Annotated in this window: 17 protein-coding genes and 2 pseudogenes; 10 read left to right on the top strand and 9 right to left on the bottom strand. The window is 68.4% G+C overall.

Annotation, left to right across the window (positions count from 1 at the left end):
- The 6 genes and pseudogenes from ACM9NP_RS20640 to ACM9NP_RS20615 form a co-directional block, all read left to right on the top strand.
- Positions 1-392 (top strand): annotated as a pseudogene (locus ACM9NP_RS20640) (hypothetical protein); the annotation flags it as partial.
- Between the two features lie 66 nt (positions 393-458).
- Positions 459-1,718: an MFS transporter gene (locus ACM9NP_RS20635; RefSeq protein ID WP_415648404.1), complete on the top strand. Its 1,260-nt coding sequence runs from the start codon at positions 459-461 to the stop codon at positions 1,716-1,718.
- Between the two features lie 247 nt (positions 1,719-1,965).
- Positions 1,966-2,967, top strand: a complete 1,002-nt coding sequence (locus tag ACM9NP_RS20630; protein WP_415648403.1) for an ABC transporter substrate-binding protein — start codon at positions 1,966-1,968, stop codon at positions 2,965-2,967.
- Between the two features lie 8 nt (positions 2,968-2,975).
- The gene (locus tag ACM9NP_RS20625) at positions 2,976-4,010 is read left to right on the top strand and encodes a FecCD family ABC transporter permease (RefSeq protein ID WP_415648402.1); all 1,035 of its coding nucleotides are present in this window, start codon (positions 2,976-2,978) and stop codon (positions 4,008-4,010) included.
- A 1-nt stretch (position 4,011) separates the two neighbouring features.
- Positions 4,012-5,055, top strand: coding sequence for a FecCD family ABC transporter permease (locus ACM9NP_RS20620; RefSeq protein WP_415648401.1), 1,044 nt, complete (start codon positions 4,012-4,014; stop codon positions 5,053-5,055).
- Positions 5,052-5,879 carry an ABC transporter ATP-binding protein gene (locus ACM9NP_RS20615; protein ID WP_415648400.1) on the top strand — a complete coding sequence of 276 codons (828 nt, stop codon included), beginning with the start codon at positions 5,052-5,054 and terminating at the stop codon, positions 5,877-5,879. The genes ACM9NP_RS20620 and ACM9NP_RS20615 overlap by 4 nt, the downstream gene beginning before the upstream one ends.
- Before the next feature lie 26 nt (positions 5,880-5,905).
- Here ACM9NP_RS20615 and ACM9NP_RS20610 read toward each other — a convergent pair whose 3' ends face one another.
- The 9 genes and pseudogenes from ACM9NP_RS20610 to rimP form a co-directional block, all read right to left on the bottom strand.
- Positions 5,906-7,192 carry an MATE family efflux transporter gene (locus ACM9NP_RS20610; RefSeq protein WP_415648407.1) on the bottom strand — a complete coding sequence of 429 codons (1,287 nt, stop codon included), beginning with the start codon at positions 7,190-7,192 and terminating at the stop codon, positions 5,906-5,908.
- Positions 7,193-7,440: 248 nt separating this feature from the next.
- Positions 7,441-7,875: a 30S ribosome-binding factor RbfA gene (rbfA, locus tag ACM9NP_RS20605; protein WP_415648399.1), complete on the bottom strand. Its 435-nt coding sequence runs from the start codon at positions 7,873-7,875 to the stop codon at positions 7,441-7,443.
- A 13-nt stretch (positions 7,876-7,888) separates the two neighbouring features.
- Positions 7,889-8,182, bottom strand: coding sequence for a DUF503 domain-containing protein (locus tag ACM9NP_RS20600; RefSeq protein ID WP_415648398.1), 294 nt, complete (start codon positions 8,180-8,182; stop codon positions 7,889-7,891).
- 60 nt (positions 8,183-8,242) lie between these two features.
- Positions 8,243-9,694, bottom strand: coding sequence for a DUF7782 domain-containing protein (locus tag ACM9NP_RS20595; RefSeq protein WP_462933507.1), 1,452 nt, complete (start codon positions 9,692-9,694; stop codon positions 8,243-8,245).
- Positions 9,695-9,837: 143 nt separating this feature from the next.
- Positions 9,838-11,818, bottom strand: a pseudogene (infB, locus tag ACM9NP_RS20590) (translation initiation factor IF-2); the annotation flags it as partial.
- Positions 11,819-11,827: 9 nt separating this feature from the next.
- A partial coding sequence (locus ACM9NP_RS20585; RefSeq protein ID WP_415648397.1) for a translation initiation factor IF-2 N-terminal domain-containing protein occupies positions 11,828-12,654 on the bottom strand: 827 nt, incomplete at its 3' end.
- A gap of 103 nt (positions 12,655-12,757) precedes the next feature.
- Positions 12,758-13,102, bottom strand: a complete 345-nt coding sequence (locus tag ACM9NP_RS20580) for a YlxR family protein (protein ID WP_415648396.1) — start codon at positions 13,100-13,102, stop codon at positions 12,758-12,760.
- A gap of 184 nt (positions 13,103-13,286) precedes the next feature.
- On the bottom strand, positions 13,287-14,288 hold the full coding sequence (gene nusA / locus ACM9NP_RS20575) for a transcription termination factor NusA (protein WP_415648395.1): 1,002 nt from the start codon (positions 14,286-14,288) through the stop codon (positions 13,287-13,289).
- A 3-nt stretch (positions 14,289-14,291) separates the two neighbouring features.
- Entirely contained in the window at positions 14,292-14,783 is a 492-nt protein-coding gene (gene rimP, locus ACM9NP_RS20570) for a ribosome maturation factor RimP (RefSeq protein WP_415648394.1), read from the bottom strand.
- 145 nt (positions 14,784-14,928) lie between these two features.
- Between rimP and ACM9NP_RS20565 the strand changes: the two genes are divergently transcribed.
- From ACM9NP_RS20565 to ACM9NP_RS20550, 4 genes are all read left to right on the top strand, one after another.
- A complete protein-coding gene (locus ACM9NP_RS20565) occupies positions 14,929-15,387 on the top strand; it encodes a hypothetical protein (protein ID WP_415648393.1) in 459 nt (152 codons plus the stop codon).
- A gap of 54 nt (positions 15,388-15,441) precedes the next feature.
- Positions 15,442-15,864 (top strand): ferritin-like domain-containing protein, encoded by a 423-nt coding sequence (locus ACM9NP_RS20560; protein WP_415648392.1) that lies wholly within the window; start codon positions 15,442-15,444, stop codon positions 15,862-15,864.
- Between the two features lie 223 nt (positions 15,865-16,087).
- Positions 16,088-16,666: a PadR family transcriptional regulator gene (locus ACM9NP_RS20555; protein ID WP_415648391.1), complete on the top strand. Its 579-nt coding sequence runs from the start codon at positions 16,088-16,090 to the stop codon at positions 16,664-16,666.
- On the top strand, positions 16,663-17,379 hold the full coding sequence (locus ACM9NP_RS20550; RefSeq protein ID WP_415648390.1) for an ABC transporter ATP-binding protein: 717 nt from the start codon (positions 16,663-16,665) through the stop codon (positions 17,377-17,379). The genes ACM9NP_RS20555 and ACM9NP_RS20550 overlap by 4 nt, the downstream gene beginning before the upstream one ends.
- Positions 17,380-17,867: the final 488 nt, after the last annotated feature.

Raw genomic sequence — 17,867 nt, 5'->3', positions numbered from 1 at the left:
GGGGTGACGGGCGGGAACGCGTCTGGCGGGTGCGGCGCCGGGGCATCTCGATCGGCCCCGAACACGGCGCGAGCGAGGCCGACTGGCGAGCTGGGCAGGCGATGATCGCCACACTTCGCGCCCGACTCGACGCGAAGCTCGATCAATGGCTGGCCCAGGCCCACGAGGAGCCCGAGGAGTGGTTCCGCGCGTCGACGATCGGCAACTGGACGCTGCTGCTCACCGCGTCCGAGCTCGCGACCCTGAATGAGGACGTCAAACAGCTCGTCGCGCCGTACTTGGCGCGGAACCGTCGCAATGACCCCGAACTGCCGTCCGACGCGCGTCGAGTGGCGGCCCAGCTGCGAGCTCACCCCTTGGTGGACGACGGCCACGCGCCCGAACCCGACTGACGCATACCCGAGCTGTCAACCGAACGGGCCAGTGCGAAGCAAGATATGAAAATGTATTTTCGAAATATGTCTTTCATGGTTTCGTCGCGCTGGTCCGATGTGTATCTCGACGCGGGAGCGCGGCTGTTGGCGCAGACCGGCATGACCGGCGCGATGACCGCGCTCTTGCTGCTGTTGCAGAGCAACGGCGCCGGCGGCATCGCGGTCGCCGCCCTGACGGTCGCCGTCATGCTGCCCTCGGTCGTCCTCGCCCCACTGACAGGACGCCTCGCCGACCGGATCGACAGTCGCGTCCTCATCGTCATCGCGGGCCTGATCCGGGCCGTCGTCAGCGTGGCGCTCACGATGACGACGGCACCGACCCTCGTCGTCGCGCTCGTCGTGACCCTGTCGATCGGAACGGCGATACTCCAACCGACGCTCGGAGCGCTCATTCCCGAGATGGTCACCCGCGAAGACCTGCCGAGAGCGAGCGCGATCGCCCAGTCGGCGGCGATCATCGGGATGATGGCGGGGCCCGCGCTGGCGGGCCTGCTCGTCGGCTTCTTCGACACGGCCGCAGCACTGTGGATGAACGCGGTCTGCGCCCTGGCGACGGTCGTGGCGGGCATGTTGATCAAGACCCGCCGAGGACGGGAGCGCGAGGAGACGACCGGGGATGAGAAGGCGAACCGTCGCCCGTGGTCCATCGCGACCGACCCGATCATCCGGCTCGTCACGATCGGACTCGCCGCGATCGTCGGCGTCGTGTCGGCGGTCAACGTCATCGAGGTCTTCTTCGTCCGAGAGACGCTCGGAGCGTCGGAGGTGATGTACGGAATCGTCGGAACCGCCTGGGCGGCGGGAATGGCAGTCGGAGCATGGTTCGCGGGACGGATCATCACCGAGGCCACCAGCGACCGGCGCCTCGTCGTGTGGTTGTTCGCGTGGCTCGGCAGCACCACGGTGGCCGTGGGGATCATGGCGACCGTCTACGGCTCGGCCTGGTGGCTCGTCCCACTGATGGCGACGGGTGGGTTGTTCAACGGCGCGCAGAACACCGCTTTGGGCGTCCTGTTCGGTCGGCGCGTGCCCGCCGCGGTGCGGGGACGAGCGCAGGCGACCCTCATGGGACGCGTTCAGGCGACATCGCTCATCGGTTTCGTCGCGGCGGGATTCGCCCTCGAACTGCTGAGCCCCCGTGCCGTGGCGGCGATCTGCAGCATCGGCGGCCTCGTCATCCTCGCGGCGCTGGTGCCGTGGCTACGTCGCGCGTTGCTCGCGGACCGGGTGGCCGAGCGTTCGGCGGCGACGGCTCGCGTGGCGGTCGCCGACGTCACCGCCTGATGTCCGCCATGGCGCGACGCGGCTCGATCCTCCCCGGGTCGACAGCGTCGCCATGGCCGCACCGCCAACGGATTCCCATGATCCATTTTGTGGACTATATGGACGATTATGGGCGGGCGGACGGTCGGTCTGTGTCGGACACGGCAATGGGGTCGCCCCGGGCACTCACCTGCAATAAGGTTTGCCTAAGCTAAGCCGCGCTCGTCGCTCGGCGCGAGCACCCGACCCCCCGCCAAAGGAAGTATCCATGTCCACGCGACCCCTCCGGTTCGTCGGCGCGCTCGTCGCCACCATGGCGTTCGCCGTCGCCGGCTGCACGACCTTCAGCCCAGGCCAATCCGCCGAGGGCGAATCGTGGTCATACGAGTCAGGTGACGGCGAGACGATCACCGTCGACCACCTGCCGGAACGCATCATCGCCCAGTCCGACGCCGCCGCCGCGCTGTTGACGTACGGCATCCGTCCCGTCGGGATCTTCGGAAACGAAGACCCGAAGGACAACCGCAACCTCGAGCCGTTCGACCTGGAGGGCATCGAGGTCCTCGGCACCGAATGGGGAGTCGTCGACGTCGAGGCCGCAGCCGAACTGAACCCCGACCTCATCGTCTCCGATTACTGGCCGGCCGAGGACGCGTACGGCGGCTTCGAGAACAGCGTCGACGCCAAGACCAAGAAACTCCTCAAGCTCGCGCCCGTTATCGGTGGCGCGCAAGGCGACTCCATCGTCACGCTGCTCGAGTACTACGACGGCCTCGCCGAAAGCCTCGGCGCCGACCTGAAGGACGCCTCGATCGCGGAGGAGAAGGCCGAGTTCGACGCGGCGGTGACCGCGTTCAAGGAGGCCGCCGCCGGCAACGAGGGCCTGACCGCGCTCGCCGTCAGCCCCGCCGCCGACCTGTACTACGTCGCCGTACCGCAGTACGCGCCCGAACTGCTCGACTTCCAGAAGTGGGGCCTCGACGTCATCAACCCGGAATCGCCGGACGAGGAGTTCCCCTACTGGGAGAGCCTCAGCTGGGAGAACGTCGACAAGTACCAGCCGGACGTCCTGCTGATCGACGACCGCACCTACCCGTCCAACCTGGACGACGCGAAGAAGCAGCCGACCTGGTCGACGATCAAGGCCGCCGAAGCCGACGCGGTCATCCCGTGGCCCGGCTACTGGGTGCACAGTTACCCGTCCTACACGGCGGAGCTGCTGAAGCTGGCCGACGCGATCGCCGCCGCCGACCCGACCATCGGCGACTGACACCCGTAATGGCCACCACGACGGTGCCCGCCCGGACCGCCCGTCATGCAGGAGGACTCGCCATCGGCGTCCTCCTGCTGGCGGGTCTCCTCGCCGTGACGGCGTTCGTCAGCATCACGCTCGGGTCGCGCTCGATGACGTTGACGACGATCATCGACGCGTTCGCCCAGTTCGACCCCGATTCGGCCGCGCACAAGGTCATTCGAGACATGCGAATGCCTCGCACGCTCATCGGCGTCACCGTCGGCGTCGCGCTCGGACTCGCGGGCGCGCTCCTCCAAGGCGCCACCCGCAACCCGCTCGCCGACCCCGGCATCATGGGCATCAACGCCGGGGCGGCGGCGTTCGTCGTCTTCGGCATCATGGTCCTCGGCGTCCAGTCGATCAGCGTCTACGTGTGGTTCGCCTTCGCCGGAGCCGCCGTCGCGACGGTCCTCGTCTACGGGGTGGCGTCGTTCGGCCGAGAAGGGGCGACGCCCGTCAAACTCGCGCTCGCCGGGGCCGCCGTCACCGCGGGGCTCCAGGCCTTCACGAGCGGCGTCGTGATGACCAATGTGGATGCGCTCAACGAGTTGCGGTTCTGGCAGGTCGGTTCCCTGGCGGGGCGCTACTCGCCGGTCCTGAGCCAGGTACTGCCGTTCATCATCGTCGGCGCCGTACTCGCCCTGATCCTCGCCCGATCGCTCAACGGACTCGCCCTCGGCGACGACGTCGCGCGGTCGCTCGGACAACGCGTCGCGGTATCGCGCGGACTCATGTTCGTCGCCGTCGCGATCCTCAGTGGAGCGGCCACGGCCGCGTGCGGGCCGATCGTGTTCCTCGGTCTCGTCGTCCCACACCTGGCGCGGATGATCTGCGGACCGGACTACCGCTGGATACTCCCCTACTGCGTCCTCCTGACGCCGATCCTGCTGCTGGCCGCCGACATCGCGGGACGCATCGTCGGGTCCCCGGGCGAACTCCAGGTCGGTGTCGTCATCGGCGTCATCGGCGCCCCCCTGTTCGTGCTTCTGGTGCGCTACCGCAACATCACGGAGCTGTGAGATGACCTTGACGACGCCTCGCCTCGCCACCCGCGCCCATCGCACCACGCGCCGACGCCGCTCCCTCACCGTCAACGGGACGCTCGCGCTGGCGACGCTCGCGTTGTTCACCCTGACGATGATGGTCGGCTCCTACCTCATCTCCGCCACGGACGTTCTACTCTCGACATTCAGCATCGTCGAGAACCCGAGCGTCGACTTCGTCATCCACGAACTGCGACTCCCGCCCGCGGCGACCGCCCTGTTCGTCGGCGCCGCGCTCGGCCTCTCCGGCATCATCTTCCAGCAACTGCTCGCCAACCCGCTGGCCTCGCCCGACTTCGTCGGGATCTCCTCGGGGGCGAGCCTCGCCGCCGTCGGCGCGATCATCTTCGGCAACATCGGCGGGCTGGGCATCTCCGTCGCCGCCCTTGTCGGCGCGCTCGTCAGCTCCGGGATCGTGTACCTGCTCGCGTGGCGCGACGGCATCTCCGGATACCGATTCATCCTCATCGGCATCGGCGTCTCCCAGTTCACGCTGTCGATCGTCGGATACGTCATCGCCCGGGCCGACCTCAACGACGCGCGCGCCGCCATGACCTGGCTCATGGGCTCCGTCGGCCAGGCCGGGCCGACGCAACTGACGGCGCTCATGGCCACCGTCGCGATCGCCATCCCCGTCGCGATGGTGCTGGAACGCCACCTGCGGACCCTCGCGCTCGGCGACGACACCGCGCGAGGCCTCGGCGCCCGTACCGAACTGGCGAGGTTCGCGCTCATCGCGCTCGCCCTGATCCTCGTCGCCGTCGCCACCGCGGCCGCCGGACCACTGGCGTTCGTCGCGCTCCTGGCCGGACCGATCGCACGTCGGATCCTCGGGCCCGCGTCGGCCGGACTGCTCGTCGCCTCCGCCCTCGTCGGCGCGCTGATCGTGCTCGCGGCGAACCTCGTCAGCGTGCACCTGCTGCCTTCCGACCTCCCCACCGGCATCATCACCGGGGCGGTCGGAGCCCCCTACCTCATCTGGCTTCTCGCCACCGTCAACCGGGAAGGACGCGGCGGATGACAACCACACCGCACGAGCTGCGCGCCAAAGGGCTCACCCTCGGGTACACCGATGAACCGATCGTCTCCGACCTCGACGTGACCATCCCCGACGGACGCGTGACCGTCATCGTCGGCGCCAACGCGTGCGGAAAGTCCACGCTCCTGCGCGGCCTGGCTCGCCTGCTGCGACCCCGATCGGGCCACGTCACGCTCGACGGGAAAGCCCTCGCCACCATGCGAACCCGCGACATCGCGAAAGTCCTCGGGCTGCTCCCGCAATCCCCCACCGCGCCCGACGGGATCACCGTCGGCGACCTTGTGGGACGCGGCCGATACCCGCACCAGGGCTGGTTCCGAAACTGGAGCCTCGAGGATGACAAGGCCGTGGACGGCGCGCTCGCCGCGACCGGCACCACCGAGCTCGTCGACCGCCGCATCCAGGACCTCTCGGGTGGACAGCGGCAACGCGTCTGGGTGGCGATGGCACTCGCCCAGGACACCGATCTGCTGCTCCTGGACGAACCGACGACCTATCTGGACATCAACCACCAGGTCGAACTGCTGGATCTGATGACCGACCTCAACCGGGACTCGGGAAAGACGATCGTGCTCGTCCTGCACGACCTGAATCTCGCGTGCCGTTACGCCGATCACATCATCGCGATGAAACACGGCGAGATCATCGCCCAGGGAGCGCCCATCGACGTCATCACCGCCGATGTCGTGACCGAGGTGTTCGGCCTGTCCTGCGAGGTCGTCCCGGACCCGGTGTCGTCGACGCCGATGATCATCCCCCGAGGGCGGCACCACACGGCGTCGACGCGGGCCTCCTCAACGGTCTGAGCGCGGCCCGGCGGCCCTTGGAGGAGTCAGCGAACGGCGCCCGCGACGGCCCAGCCGCCGTGTCGAAGCCGTGCCAGCAGCGCGACCAGCCGGACCAGCACGAAGGCGGACAGGCCCGCCCAGATCCCGCCGAGTCCGAGGCCGAGCGCTCCCGTGGCGATGATCAGCGGTAGGAATCCCGCGAGCGCCGCGAGGATCGTCATGTTCCGCATGAAGGCGACGTCCCCGGCACCGATCAGGACGCCGTCGAGCGCGAACACCACTCCGGCCGCAGGCAGGAGGGCGATGAACCACGGCCACAGGGCGGCGCTGCTCGCGGCGACGGCCGGGTCGGGTGAGAACAGGCCCGGTAGGAACGGGGCGGCCCCCAGCACGACGACCGCGAACACGATGCCGTAGCCGAGGCCGATCCAGCCGATGCGGCGCGCCATCACGCGGGCGCGGTCGACGGAGCCCGCGCCGAGTTCGGCGCCGACGAGCGCCTGGGCCGCGATCGCGACCGCGTCGAGCGCGAGCGCCGCGAAGAACCACAATTGGAGCCCGATCTGGTGCGCGGCGAGCACGGGCGCGCCGAAACGGGCGGCGACCGCGGCGGCGCTGACGAAGCACAACTGGAACGCGCCGCCGCGAATCACCAGATCCCGGCTCAGTCCCAACTGCCGCCGCAAGACAGACCATTGGGGACGAAGAGGGACGCGTTCGACGAGGATCGCGCGAATGAACAATGCCCCGGTGACGATCTGCGCGACGACGTTCGCGATCGCCGAACCGGCGAGGCCGAATCCCAACGGATACACGAGGATCGGCGCCAGGACGGCCGACAGGGCGCTCGCCGCGAGGACGATCCGCATGGGCCGCCTGGTCTCCTGGACGCCCCGCATCCACCCCTGGCCGGAGGCCGCCAACAGCAGGAACGGCGCACCCCACACCGCGATACGCAGCCAGGTCTCGGCGGCGGCGGCGATCACGGCCCCATCGGTCCCGTCACCCGCCAGCGCGCGCGTGATCGGCCCGGCGGCGACCGACACGACGAGGATCATCAGGGCGCCCGCGGCGAGCGCGAGATAGGAACTCTGAACGCCCTCCGCGACGGCGAGGCGGCGGTCCCCGGAACCGAAGCGACGGGCGACGCGGCCGGTCGTCCCGTAGGCGAGAACGGCCCCGATCCAACCCGCCACACTCATCAAGCCGCCGCCGATCGCCAACGCGGCCAAGGGCACTGCTCCGAGATGCCCCACGACGGCGGTATCGATGAGGATGTACAGGGGTTCGGCGATCAGAACGACGAACGCGGGCACGGCGAGGGCGGTGATGCGGCGGAAACCGGCCGCCTCGGCGACGGTCGGACGCGCCGAGTCGTCGGGCGCGGCGTCGACGGGCTCCGACTCGGGGCCGAGAGCTTCGGGGACGGACCCGTGCGTCGTGGTGGACGGTGTGGTCACGCCGACGAGTCTCACACGCGAGGTAATGAACGACAAGCGGTGTGAGACCTTACCGACAACCTGGTCCGGAAACGGCGAGAGCCGACCCTCTCGGATCGGCTCTCGGGGGAGAGAACGACTCAGTCCTCGTCGTCCTCGTCGAATCGATAGGGGTTCGCATCTCCGGCGTACCGCGACTTCGCGGCGAGCTGATGCACCTTGGCGTCCTCGTCGGCGGCCTTGGACAGCAACTCGTCGATGTGCGTCGCGTGCTCGTGGAGATGGTCGGGCACGAACGTCAACGACGGCGAATGCCGCAAACCCAGCGCCTTACCGACATTGGACCTCAACAGACCCTTCGCCGAGTCGAGCGCGGCGGCGCTGGCTTTACGCTCATCCTCGTCGCCGAGGACCGTGTAGTAGATCGTGGCCTCCCGGAAATCGGGGGTGAGCCGGGCGTCGGTGACGGTCACCATGCCCAACCGCGGGTCCTTCACGTGCGCGCGGATCGCGCGGGCGGTCAACTCCTTGACACGTCCCGCCATGCGCCGGGCACCCCTCGTTGGATCACTCATCGCAGCCCACCTTTCAATCTTCCGGGCCGAAGACCCGCCGCCGAACTGACAGCAATTCTATTTCGGGTCGACGGGAGACCAAACGTTCACAACTGTCGAGCACGTCCTGGACGTGCGAGTGTTCCGATGCGACCACCCCGACACCGATCTGGCTACGCCCATGGCGGTCCATGTCACCGACTTCGGCGACAGAGACGTCGATCTTGCGCAGCGAGGCGACGATCGGCCGGACGTAGGACCGTTTCTCTTTCAGGGATCGGCAGTCACCGGGGAGAAGAACATCGAACACGGCAGTACCCGTAAACACCGGTAAAGGGTACGCCCACCGCGCATGGCTCGGCCAGCCAGATTTCGCCGTGCGAACGAGTCAGCCCGGCAGCACCAGGAAACCGTCCCGAGTGAGCTCCCGCACGACCGGAGCCAGCGACGCCGCCAGAAGCGCCGCGTCGCCGTCGTGCGCCTCGGCGAGGAGCCTGGCCAGTGTCAACACGTCGACGTCACCGGTGCACCCGGCGAGGAACGACACGAGCAACGGGTCGATCTCGGTGGTGCGGCGCATCCCGTTCTCAGCGGTGACCAGTTGACGGTCGACGGCCCACCCGTCGGCGGTGGGGACGGCGTCCTGCCGCAACCGAACGCCGTCCGCGAGTCGAGGACGAGCCGCGAGCACCGCCGCCGCGTCGACGTCGGCGAGCCGGTCGGCCGTCGCCAGCCACTCCCCTATCCGGTCACGATAGGGATGCTCCACCGGGTGACGTAGGTCCTCGCAGACGATCATCGGGTCGGTCGCGTCGGAGCGGCGGGCCGTGATGATGCCGAAGCCGACGCCCGTCGCGCGCTGCTCGTCGAACCAGTCGAGCCAGGACGCCAACCGGCTCGGATCGTGCTCGTCGGCGGCGTCACGCTGCCACACCCGGACATAGTCGAGGGGGTCGCTCACATCGCGTTGGATCGCCCAGACGTCGCACCCGGTGCCGGCGAACCAGCTCGCGATCCGTTCCCGCCAGTCCTCGCCGTCGATGTGCAGCCAGTTCGCGAGGAACTGCACGGTGCCGCCGGGGTTGAGCAGCGAGCCTGCGGAGGCCGCGAGTTCGGCGCACACGCCGTCGCCCGCGCGCCCGGAGTCGCGGTACACGTAGCCGACGGCGCCGGAGCCCACGACGAACGGCGGATTCGAGACGACCCGGTCGAAGCGGCGGCCCGCGATCGGTTTCAGCATGTCGCCCGCGAGCAGTTCCCACTCGACGCCGTTCAGCGTGGCGTTCGTCGCGGCGAAATCCAGGGCTCGGTCCGACAGGTCGGTCGCGGTGACCCGGGAAGCCGTGGCGGACAGGCGAAGCGCCTGCACACCGCACCCGGTCCCGATGTCGAGCGCCGATTCGGCGGGGGCGTCCAGGATCGCGTCGCGCAGTGTGGACGCCGCGCCCCCGACGCCGAGAACGTGCTCGTGGCCGAGGGAACCCGACGCAGAGGCGGGGAGATCCGACAGCAGCACGCCGTCGTCGACGAGCTGAAGTGTCAGCCCGGCGCGATAGCCGTTTGCCACCTTTGCCAGGAGCCCCGACCCGACGGCGACGTCCACCGACAGCGGCCGGATCGCCGACGCCACCATCGAGTCGGGTTCCGTCGTACCGCACACGAATAGCCGGATGAGGACCGCCTGGGCGTCGTCGTCGGACACGGCCGCCAGCGCGGCCCGGAAGTCGCCCCGGTCGGCGGCGACCGCCGCGTCCACGCCCAACCGTCGCCGCACGGCGTCCTTGGAGATACCGGCATCGTTCAGAGCGGCACGCAGCCGAGCGGCGTCGGCCGCGTCCATGAGTCCTCGCACCCGACGATGATCACAAAGGCCCCCGGAGGCGTCGTCGGCGCCCCACTTCCCCAACGCGCATCCACAAGGGATGAAAAGGGGGACGGNCCCGCGGTCGCGGGGCCGTCCTGAATGTCCTGTGACTTCGTTGCCTAGTCGCGCTTCTTCTCGCGCATCTCCCAGGTCTCGATGACGTCACCGACCTCGATGTTGTTGTAGTTCTTCAAGGTGATACCGCACTCGAAGCCCTCGCGGACCTCGGTCGCGTCGTCCTTGAAGCGCCGCAGCGAGGAGATCTCCAGGCTGTCGGCGACCACGGCGCCGTCACGCAGCAAGCGCGCCTTGGCGTTGCGCTTGATGACACCGTTGCGAACCACGGCACCGGCGATGTTGCCGAACTTGGACGAGCGGTAGACCTCGCGGATCTCCGCCGAGCCCAGCTCGACCTCTTCGTACTCCGGCTTGAGCATGCCCTTGAGGGCCGCCTCGATCTCGTCGATCGCCTGGTAGATGACCGTGTAGTAGCGGATGTCGACGTTTTCGCGCGCCGCCATCTCCTTGACTCGGCCTTCCGCGCGAACGTTGAACCCGATGATCGTCGCCGTCGAGTCCGACGAGGCGCTCGCCAGGTTGACGTCGTTCTCGGTGATCGCACCGACGCCACGGTGGATGATGCGCAGCTGCACCTCTTCGGGGATGTCCAGCTTGACGAGGGCCTCTTCGAGGGCCTCGACCGAACCGGAACCGTCACCCTTGATGATGAGCGACAGGGTCGCCCGCTCACCCTCGGCGATGCGCTCCATGAGCGTCTCGAGCGTGGCACGACCGACGCGCGTCGCCTGCATCGCGGCCCGGCGCCTGGCCTGCCGCTGCTCGGCGATCTGCCGGACGGTGCGGTCGTCATCGGCGGCGAGGAACGCGTCACCCGCGCCCGGCACCGACGTCAGACCCTGCACCTGGACCGGACGTGAGGGACCGGCCTCCTTGACGCGCTTGCCGAACTCGTCGAGCATCGCCCGGACGCGACCATGCGCGCCACCGGCGACGATCGAGTCGCCGACCCGCAGCGTTCCCTTCTGGACGAGAACGCTCGTGACAGGACCACGGCCCTTGTCGAGGTGCGCCTCGATCGCGACGCCCTGTGCGTGGCCGTCGACCGGAGCGGTGAGCTCCAGCGACGCGTCGGCCGTCAGCAGGATCGCCTCCAGCAACGCGTCGATGCCGATGCCCGGCTTCGCGGCGACGTCGACGAACATCGTGTCCCCGCCGTACTCCTCGGCGACGAGGCCGTACTCGGTCAACTGCTGACGCACCTTCGCCGGGTTGGCGTCGGGCTTGTCGATCTTGTTGACCGCGACCACGACGGGAGCGTCGGCGGCCTTGGCGTGGTTGAGCGCCTCGATCGTCTGCGGCATCACGCCGTCGTCGGCGGCCACGACGAGCACGACGATGTCGGTCACGTTCGCACCGCGAGCACGCATGGCGGTGAACGCCTCGTGACCCGGGGTGTCGATGAACGTGATCGCGCGGTCGCTGCCGTCGTGATCGACCCGCACCTGGTAGGCACCGATGTGCTGGGTGATGCCACCCGCCTCGCTGTCCACCTGGTTCGTACGCCGGATCGCGTCGAGCAGCTTCGTCTTACCGTGGTCGACGTGACCCATGACGGTCACGACCGGCGGACGAGCCATGAGCTCACCCTGGTCCGACTCGTCCTCCAGGTCGATGCCGAACTTGGCGAGAAGCTCGCGGTCCTCTTCCTCGGGGCTGACGATCTGCACGTCGAAGTCGAGGTGCTCGCCGAGCAGCTGAAGCGTCTCATCCGAACAGGACTGAGTCGCCGTCACCATCTCGCCGAGGTTGAACATCTCCTGGACGAGCGAACCGGGTACCGCGTTGATCTTCTCGGCGAAGTCGGACAACGAAGCGCCACGGGGGAGCTTGATGACCTGGCCTTGGCCGCGCGGAGCGCCCGAGCCCATGGTCGGGGCCGACAGGTTGTCGAACTCCGCCCTGCGCTGACGCTTCGACTTCCGTCCACGCGCGGGACGTCCACCGGGACGACCGAACGCGCCCGCGGCGCTACCGCCACGGCTACGACCGCCACCACCGGGACGGCCACCGCCGCCACGGNNGCNACCNCCGCCGCCACCGCCACGACCAGCACCCGGGCCACCGCCCGGACGCGAGGCCGGCATCATCGACGGGCTCGGACGCGGGGGCATGTTCGACGGGCTCGGACGCGGCCCACCCGGACGGTCACCACCGGCGGCCGGACGCGGCCCACCGGGACGAGCGCCCTTGGCCGGGGCACCACCCGGCGACGGGCGGGTGCCCTTGCCGGACGGGTTGATCCCGAACGGGTTGTTGCCGCCGGGACGCGGCCCGGGGCGGGGCCCCGGACGCGGAGCCGGTCGACGCTCGGACGTGTCGCCCGACGCACCACCGTCTTCGCCGGTGTCGCGACGCTTCCGCTCCTCAGCGGCGGCCTTGACCGCGGCTTCCTGCTGCTTCTTCAACGCCTCGGCGCGCGCCTGAGTCGCCGCGACCTCGATGTCGTGGGCGCTCGCGGGCGGCGCGGGCTCGGCCAACGGAGGGCCGGGCTTGCGCTTCGGCGGAGCCTTCTTCGCCGCGGGCGCGGCAGGCTTCCGGCCGGCCGGTCCGGGCTTGGGAGCCGCACCGGGCTTCGCCGGCGCCTTGGGCCGGGGACCCGGCTTGACGGCCGGGCTCTTGGCTTCGGCGGGCTTGGCTTCCGAGGCGGTCGACGCCTCGGTCTTGGCGGGCTTCTCCTCGGTTCCGGCGGACGCCGCGTTGGCGAACTCCTGCCGCAACCGGCGCGCCACCGGCGCCTCCACCGTGCTTGATGCCGATTTCACAAACTCGCCCATGTCGCTGAGTTTGCCGAGCACGACTTTGCTCGTCACGCCGAGCTCTTTTGCGAGCTCGTGTACGCGGGGCTTGGCTGCCACTGCACTCCTCAATCCGAGGTCGTGCGGGGCTCACCCCGCCGACCTCATATATGCACTTGATGCCTGGTCATTGCGACGACTTCATCGTGTGCTCATGTCCGGTCTACCTACCTTGCTTTCGCGGACGGACACCAGTGTGTCCACCATCGACTTCCCGAGTCACGCGGATCGTGTGATCGGCCACGAACGTCTCCAATTCCGTCACGTCGTAACGCTCCGACAATCGAAGGGCTCGACCGAAGGCGCGCTTCCGCAGCGCCTGAGTCAGGCACTCCAGAACGGGGTGAACATGTGCGCCGCGACCAGTGCGCCGACGAACCGGGTCGGGGACCAATCTCACCCCCGTGGACACCGTGTCAGCCACCGCGACGACACGCAGCAACTCGGAGGCCGACGCGCGGACACGACAACCCACACACGTGCGTATGACTTCTGCGCGACGGACCACCAGAAATACTACCTCTACATGACGAAGCCGACCTATCCCACCTCGGAAACACGGGTGTCCACACCGTGCGGTCGCTTGGCGGCGACCGTCCACGAAGGCTCCCGTACCGGCGAGAACGTCGGCGTTTACCAGGTATTCCGCACCGTCGACGGGACGGGGGACCGCCCCGTCGACAACGAACCTGTTATTCCTGTGACACCGGCTCCGAATCGGTCGCGGTGTCCGATTTGATGTCGATGCGCCAGCCCGTCAGACGGGCCGCCAAACGAGCGTTCTGCCCTTCCCGGCCGATCGCGAGCGACAGCTGGAAATCGGGGACGATGACGCGCGCCACCCGCTCGTCCGGGTCGATGATCTCGGTACGGACCACCTTCGACGGTGACAGGGCGTTCCCCACGAAGGTCGCGGGGTTGTCCGAGTAGTCGATGATGTCGATCTTCTCGCCGTCGAGCTCGCTCATGACGGCGCGAACCCGCGAACCCATCGGACCGATGCAGGCACCCTTGGCGTTGAGCTCCGGGATCGTCGCCCGCACCGCGATCTTCGTACGGTGACCGGCCTCACGCGCGATCGCCGCGATCTCCACAGAACCGTCCGCGATCTCCGGGACCTCCGCCGCGAAGAGCTTGCGGACGAGGTTCGGGTGCGTACGGGACAGGGTGATCTGCGGGCCACGCATGCCCCGGTTCACTCCGATGACGACCGCGCGCAGGCGCTTGCCGTGCGGGTAGTCCTCACCGGGCACCTGCTCGATCTGCGGCAGCATCGCCTCGATCTTCCCAAGGTCGACAACGACGATGCCCTTCTCGGCCCGCCCCTCGTGCGCCTGGACGACGCCGGTGACGATGTCGCCTTCCATCCCGGCGTACTCACCGAAATTGGCGTCGTCGGTGGCCTCACGCAGTCGCTGCATGATGACCTGTTTCGCGGTCATCGCCGCGATACGTCCAAAGTCGACCGGGGTGTCGTCCCACTCGTTCAGGAGGTTGCCCTCCGTGTCGAATTCGCGTGCCAGGACCTTCGCGTTCCCCGTCGAACGGTCGATCTCGACGCGCGCGTGGGGGTTGGCGTCAGGCGTGTGCCGGTAAGCGGTCAGCAGCGCGCTCTCAATGGCGTTGACGATCGCCGCGAACGGGATGTCGCGTTCGCGCTCCAACGATCTCAGGGCAACGAGGTCGATATGCACCGCTTACCCCTCCTTTTCTTCAGTGCCGGACGGCCGGGAGAACTCCAACTGGATGCGTCCGGGGCCAAGGTCACCGTAGCCCACGCGTGACGGACCACCGGACAACTGCAATTCGACACCCCGGTCGTCGGCGGACAAAATTCGCCCGGTCACCGTACCGTTGTCCCGCTTGACACTGACGAGCCGACCGATGTTGCGGCGCCAGTGTCGGGGCAGCGTCAACGGGCGGTCGACCCCGGGGGACGAGACCTCCAACGTGTAGGTACTGGTCGCGAACGGACCGTCGGCCTCTTCGGAGGCGTCGAGCGCCTTCGAGACGGCTCGGGAAACGGCCGCGATCGCATCGAGATCGGTGCCCCCGTCTCGATCGACGAGGAGCCGGACCAAGGTGCGGCGCCCAGCCTGCGACACCTTGAGTTCTTCCAGGTCATAGCCCTCGTCGTTGATCACCGGAGTGATGACCGCCTCGACTCGTCTCCGCACCGCGTCACTCATGCGCACCCCCAATATTCAGCGTGTAGTCGTTGCGGCGAGAGTAGCCGACGGGGGGTTCGAGGCAGCGTGCGAATGCGGGGCGCCACCGGCGCCGCACTCCGGGTCGCCGCCCCGCGATCGCCTCACGCCTGGCAGACTCGTAGGCGTGTCTGTGAACCGTCGAGTCTTCGGGCGTCGTGTCGTGCTGATGGCGGGTATGTCGGCGGCGGCGTTGTCCGTCGCGGGGTGCGTCCCCGCGACGCGTGGGCGGTTCGTGGCCTCGCACACCTTGGATTCGGCTCTCGCCTCGGCGGAGCGCATGTACGCCGGCTATGCCGCGGCGATCGAAGCGGGCTCCGGGGGAACCGCGACGCTGGAAATGGTGCGCGACAACCACACCGCTCACATCGAGGCGTTGCGTCGGATTCTCGGCCGGGACGAGCCCGAATCGGTCGAGACTCCGGACGCGTCCCTGGACGCGCTGATCGAAGCCGAGAAGGAGGCCGCCGAGATCGCGGCCGACGCGTGCGTCGGCGCCGCCCCTCAGTACGCGGTGCTGCTGGGTGAGATCGCGGCGAGCAGGAACTGTCACGTCGCGGTCCTGCGAGAGATCCACAAAGGCTGATCTTTACCTCGTCGCGCGGGGGCGCGACGGCGGGTGTTCTATGAAGGAGAAGGCATGACCGAGGACGGCCTGATCGCGGCGTTGAGCGTCGAGTTCGAGGCGGTGTACATGTACACCGAGGCGGTTCCGCATCTGTCGAAGCCGCTGCGCGGAATCGCGGCCGACGCCGAACAGGCCCATCGGAATCTTCGCGACATGGTGCTGGTCGCGCTGAACGACGCCGGCAAAGACGCACCCGCGGCGGCGGCCGGCTACCGGATGCCCACGGAGCCGACCGATGAAGCGAGTTCCATCGTTGTGATTAGCACCACTGAGGACAAAGCTGCGCAAGTGTGGCGCGCGGCACTGGCGACGACGACCGGGGACGAACGACGAGTCGCCGTCGAAGGCCTGTCCGCTGTCGCCCGATTGGCGGCCACATGGCGCCGCGCCCTCGACGAATCCCCCTCGGTGCCCGCTTTTCCCGGACGCCCGTAACGACGGTCGTACCGTCGATCAAAGGATCGGCAAACATCGAACTATGCCCATATCGTGGCCAGGTGGTGACACATAGGATCGCGACCACGGTGACGATCCGAATAACGGTTCATCCGTTCGGCCAGTGTTGCCGCTCGCCTCTTGCGGTTGACCATGAGCACGGTCATGCTCTGAGTTACACAGAGTGATACCGGGTATGTAACACCTTTATAAAGGAGTGGTCTTGAGCGTTAAACACGGGCTTTTGGCGTTGCTGGAACGTGGCCCGGCCTATGGCTACCAGCTTCGATCCTCCTTTGAGGAATCAACCGGTACGACATGGCCGCTCAACATCGGGCAGGTCTACACGACGCTGACGCGCCTCGAACGCGATCACCTCGTCCGCGCGCTTCCCGAGAACCAGCACGGCCAAAGGCCCTACGCCATCACCGACGCGGGACGCGCGGCACTGGCGGTCTGGTTCGCGTCCCCGGTCGCGGGCTCGGATCGTCCCCGCGACGAACTGGCGATCAAACTCGCGCTGGCACTGACGACCCCGGGAGTCGACGTCCCGTCCGTCGTACAGACCCAGAAGACCGCGACCATTCGGTCCCTTCAGGAATGCACGCGGCTGAAGACACAGGCCGGCGAGAACGACGTGGCGTGGACCCTGATCCTCGACTCGATGATCTTCAAGGCCGAGGCGGAGATGCGCTGGCTCGACCACTGCGAATCGAGCCTGCTCGGTCGCGATCGGCCCGCCGAAGCCCACGATCTCTCCGAAGCCGCCCCCGCCGAGCCCGTCGAGGTGGACCACGGATGACCGTGCTGCGCCTGTCAGAGGTGCACCGCACGCACGGGCGTGGCGAAGCGCGAGTCCACGCTCTTCGCGGTGTCGACTTGACGGTCGGCACGGGTGAACTGGTCGCGGTCATGGGGCCGTCGGGTTCGGGCAAGTCAACGCTGCTGAACATCGCCGGCGGTCTCGACGTGCCCTCGTCCGGTTCCGTCGAAGTCGAGAACACCGCGCTGACCGCCCTGTCGCGCCGCAAGCTCGCCCGGCTACGGCGGCGCGCCATCGGCTACGTGTTCCAGGATTTCAATCTCATCCGCAGTCTCACCGCTCACGAGAACGTCGCGTTGCCGCTCGAACTCGACGGCGTGCCGCCGCGCAAGTCACGCGCGGCGGCGACCCAGGCGCTCACGGACGTAGGGCTGTCCGACCTGGCCGATCGCTTCCCCGATTCGATGTCCGGTGGACAGCAGCAGCGGGTCGCGATCGCGCGCGCGGTCGTCGGCGAGCGACGTCTCATCCTCGCGGACGAACCGACCGGCGCGCTCGACTCACGCACGGGCGAGACCGTCGTCAAACTCCTTCGGCAACGCTGCGACGCCGGGGCCGCCGGAGTGCTCGTCACTCATGACGCCCGGCACGCGGGCTGGGCCGATCGCGTCGTCTTCCTCCGCGACGGCGCCATCGTCGACGCCTCCACTCCCCTGCTCGGTGTCGATTCCCTTCTGGAGCTGCCCCGGTGATTCCCGCCTCTTGGCGGTTGATCCTGCGGATCGCCCGCCGTGATGCCCTCCGCACCAAGGGCCGGTCCCTGCTGGTCGTGGCGCTGCTCGGACTGCCGATGCTCGCGATCAGCGTCGCCGCCACGACGTTCGACAGTCTCCGGCCCACGTCGGCGGAGCAGGCGGAACGGGACATGGGCGTCGCCGACGCGATGCTCGACTGGTCGTACGACCTGCCGATCACGCAGGAACCGCTCGACCTGGCCCGCGTCATTCCGACCGCGTGGCTCGCCGAGACCCCGCAGCGCCAGGAGACGCACAAGACTCCCCACACCCGAGACGACTACCTGGCCGCCCTCCCCGAAGGCAGCAGACTGCTCGAGATCACCGCGGCCGACGGACGCATCATCACCGCGGACGCCGCGCGCGANNNCGACCCGCTGCTGCTGTCCACCGGACATCGAATCGGGGAAGCGATCGGCCAGGTCGGACAGCCCTACGTCCGTGAG

Source organism: Stackebrandtia soli (assembly GCF_965137155.1).
Classification (GTDB): Bacteria; Actinomycetota; Actinomycetes; order Mycobacteriales; family Micromonosporaceae; genus Stackebrandtia; species Stackebrandtia soli.
Note: the sequence above shows the minus strand (reverse complement) of the source record. Positions and strands in the feature narration are given on the sequence as shown.

What these genes read in the sequence shown, in the direction of transcription:
- ACM9NP_RS20635 (WP_415648404.1), top strand. Translation starts at nt 459, where the DNA reads ATGTCTTTCATGGTTTCGTCGCGCTGGTCCGATGTGTATCTCGACGCG.
- ACM9NP_RS20630 (WP_415648403.1), top strand. Translation starts at nt 1,966, where the DNA reads ATGTCCACGCGACCCCTCCGGTTCGTCGGCGCGCTCGTCGCCACCATG.
- ACM9NP_RS20625 (WP_415648402.1), top strand. Translation starts at nt 2,976, where the DNA reads ATGGCCACCACGACGGTGCCCGCCCGGACCGCCCGTCATGCAGGAGGA.
- ACM9NP_RS20620 (WP_415648401.1), top strand. Translation starts at nt 4,012, where the DNA reads ATGACCTTGACGACGCCTCGCCTCGCCACCCGCGCCCATCGCACCACG.
- ACM9NP_RS20615 (WP_415648400.1), top strand. Translation starts at nt 5,052, where the DNA reads ATGACAACCACACCGCACGAGCTGCGCGCCAAAGGGCTCACCCTCGGG.
- rbfA (WP_415648399.1), bottom strand. Translation starts at nt 7,875, where the DNA reads ATGAGTGATCCAACGAGGGGTGCCCGGCGCATGGCGGGACGTGTCAAG.
- ACM9NP_RS20595 (WP_462933507.1), bottom strand. Translation starts at nt 9,694, where the DNA reads ATGGACGCGGCCGACGCCGCTCGGCTGCGTGCCGCTCTGAACGATGCC.
- rimP (WP_415648394.1), bottom strand. Translation starts at nt 14,783, where the DNA reads ATGAGTGACGCGGTGCGGAGACGAGTCGAGGCGGTCATCACTCCGGTG.
- ACM9NP_RS20560 (WP_415648392.1), top strand. Translation starts at nt 15,442, where the DNA reads ATGACCGAGGACGGCCTGATCGCGGCGTTGAGCGTCGAGTTCGAGGCG.
- ACM9NP_RS20550 (WP_415648390.1), top strand. Translation starts at nt 16,663, where the DNA reads ATGACCGTGCTGCGCCTGTCAGAGGTGCACCGCACGCACGGGCGTGGC.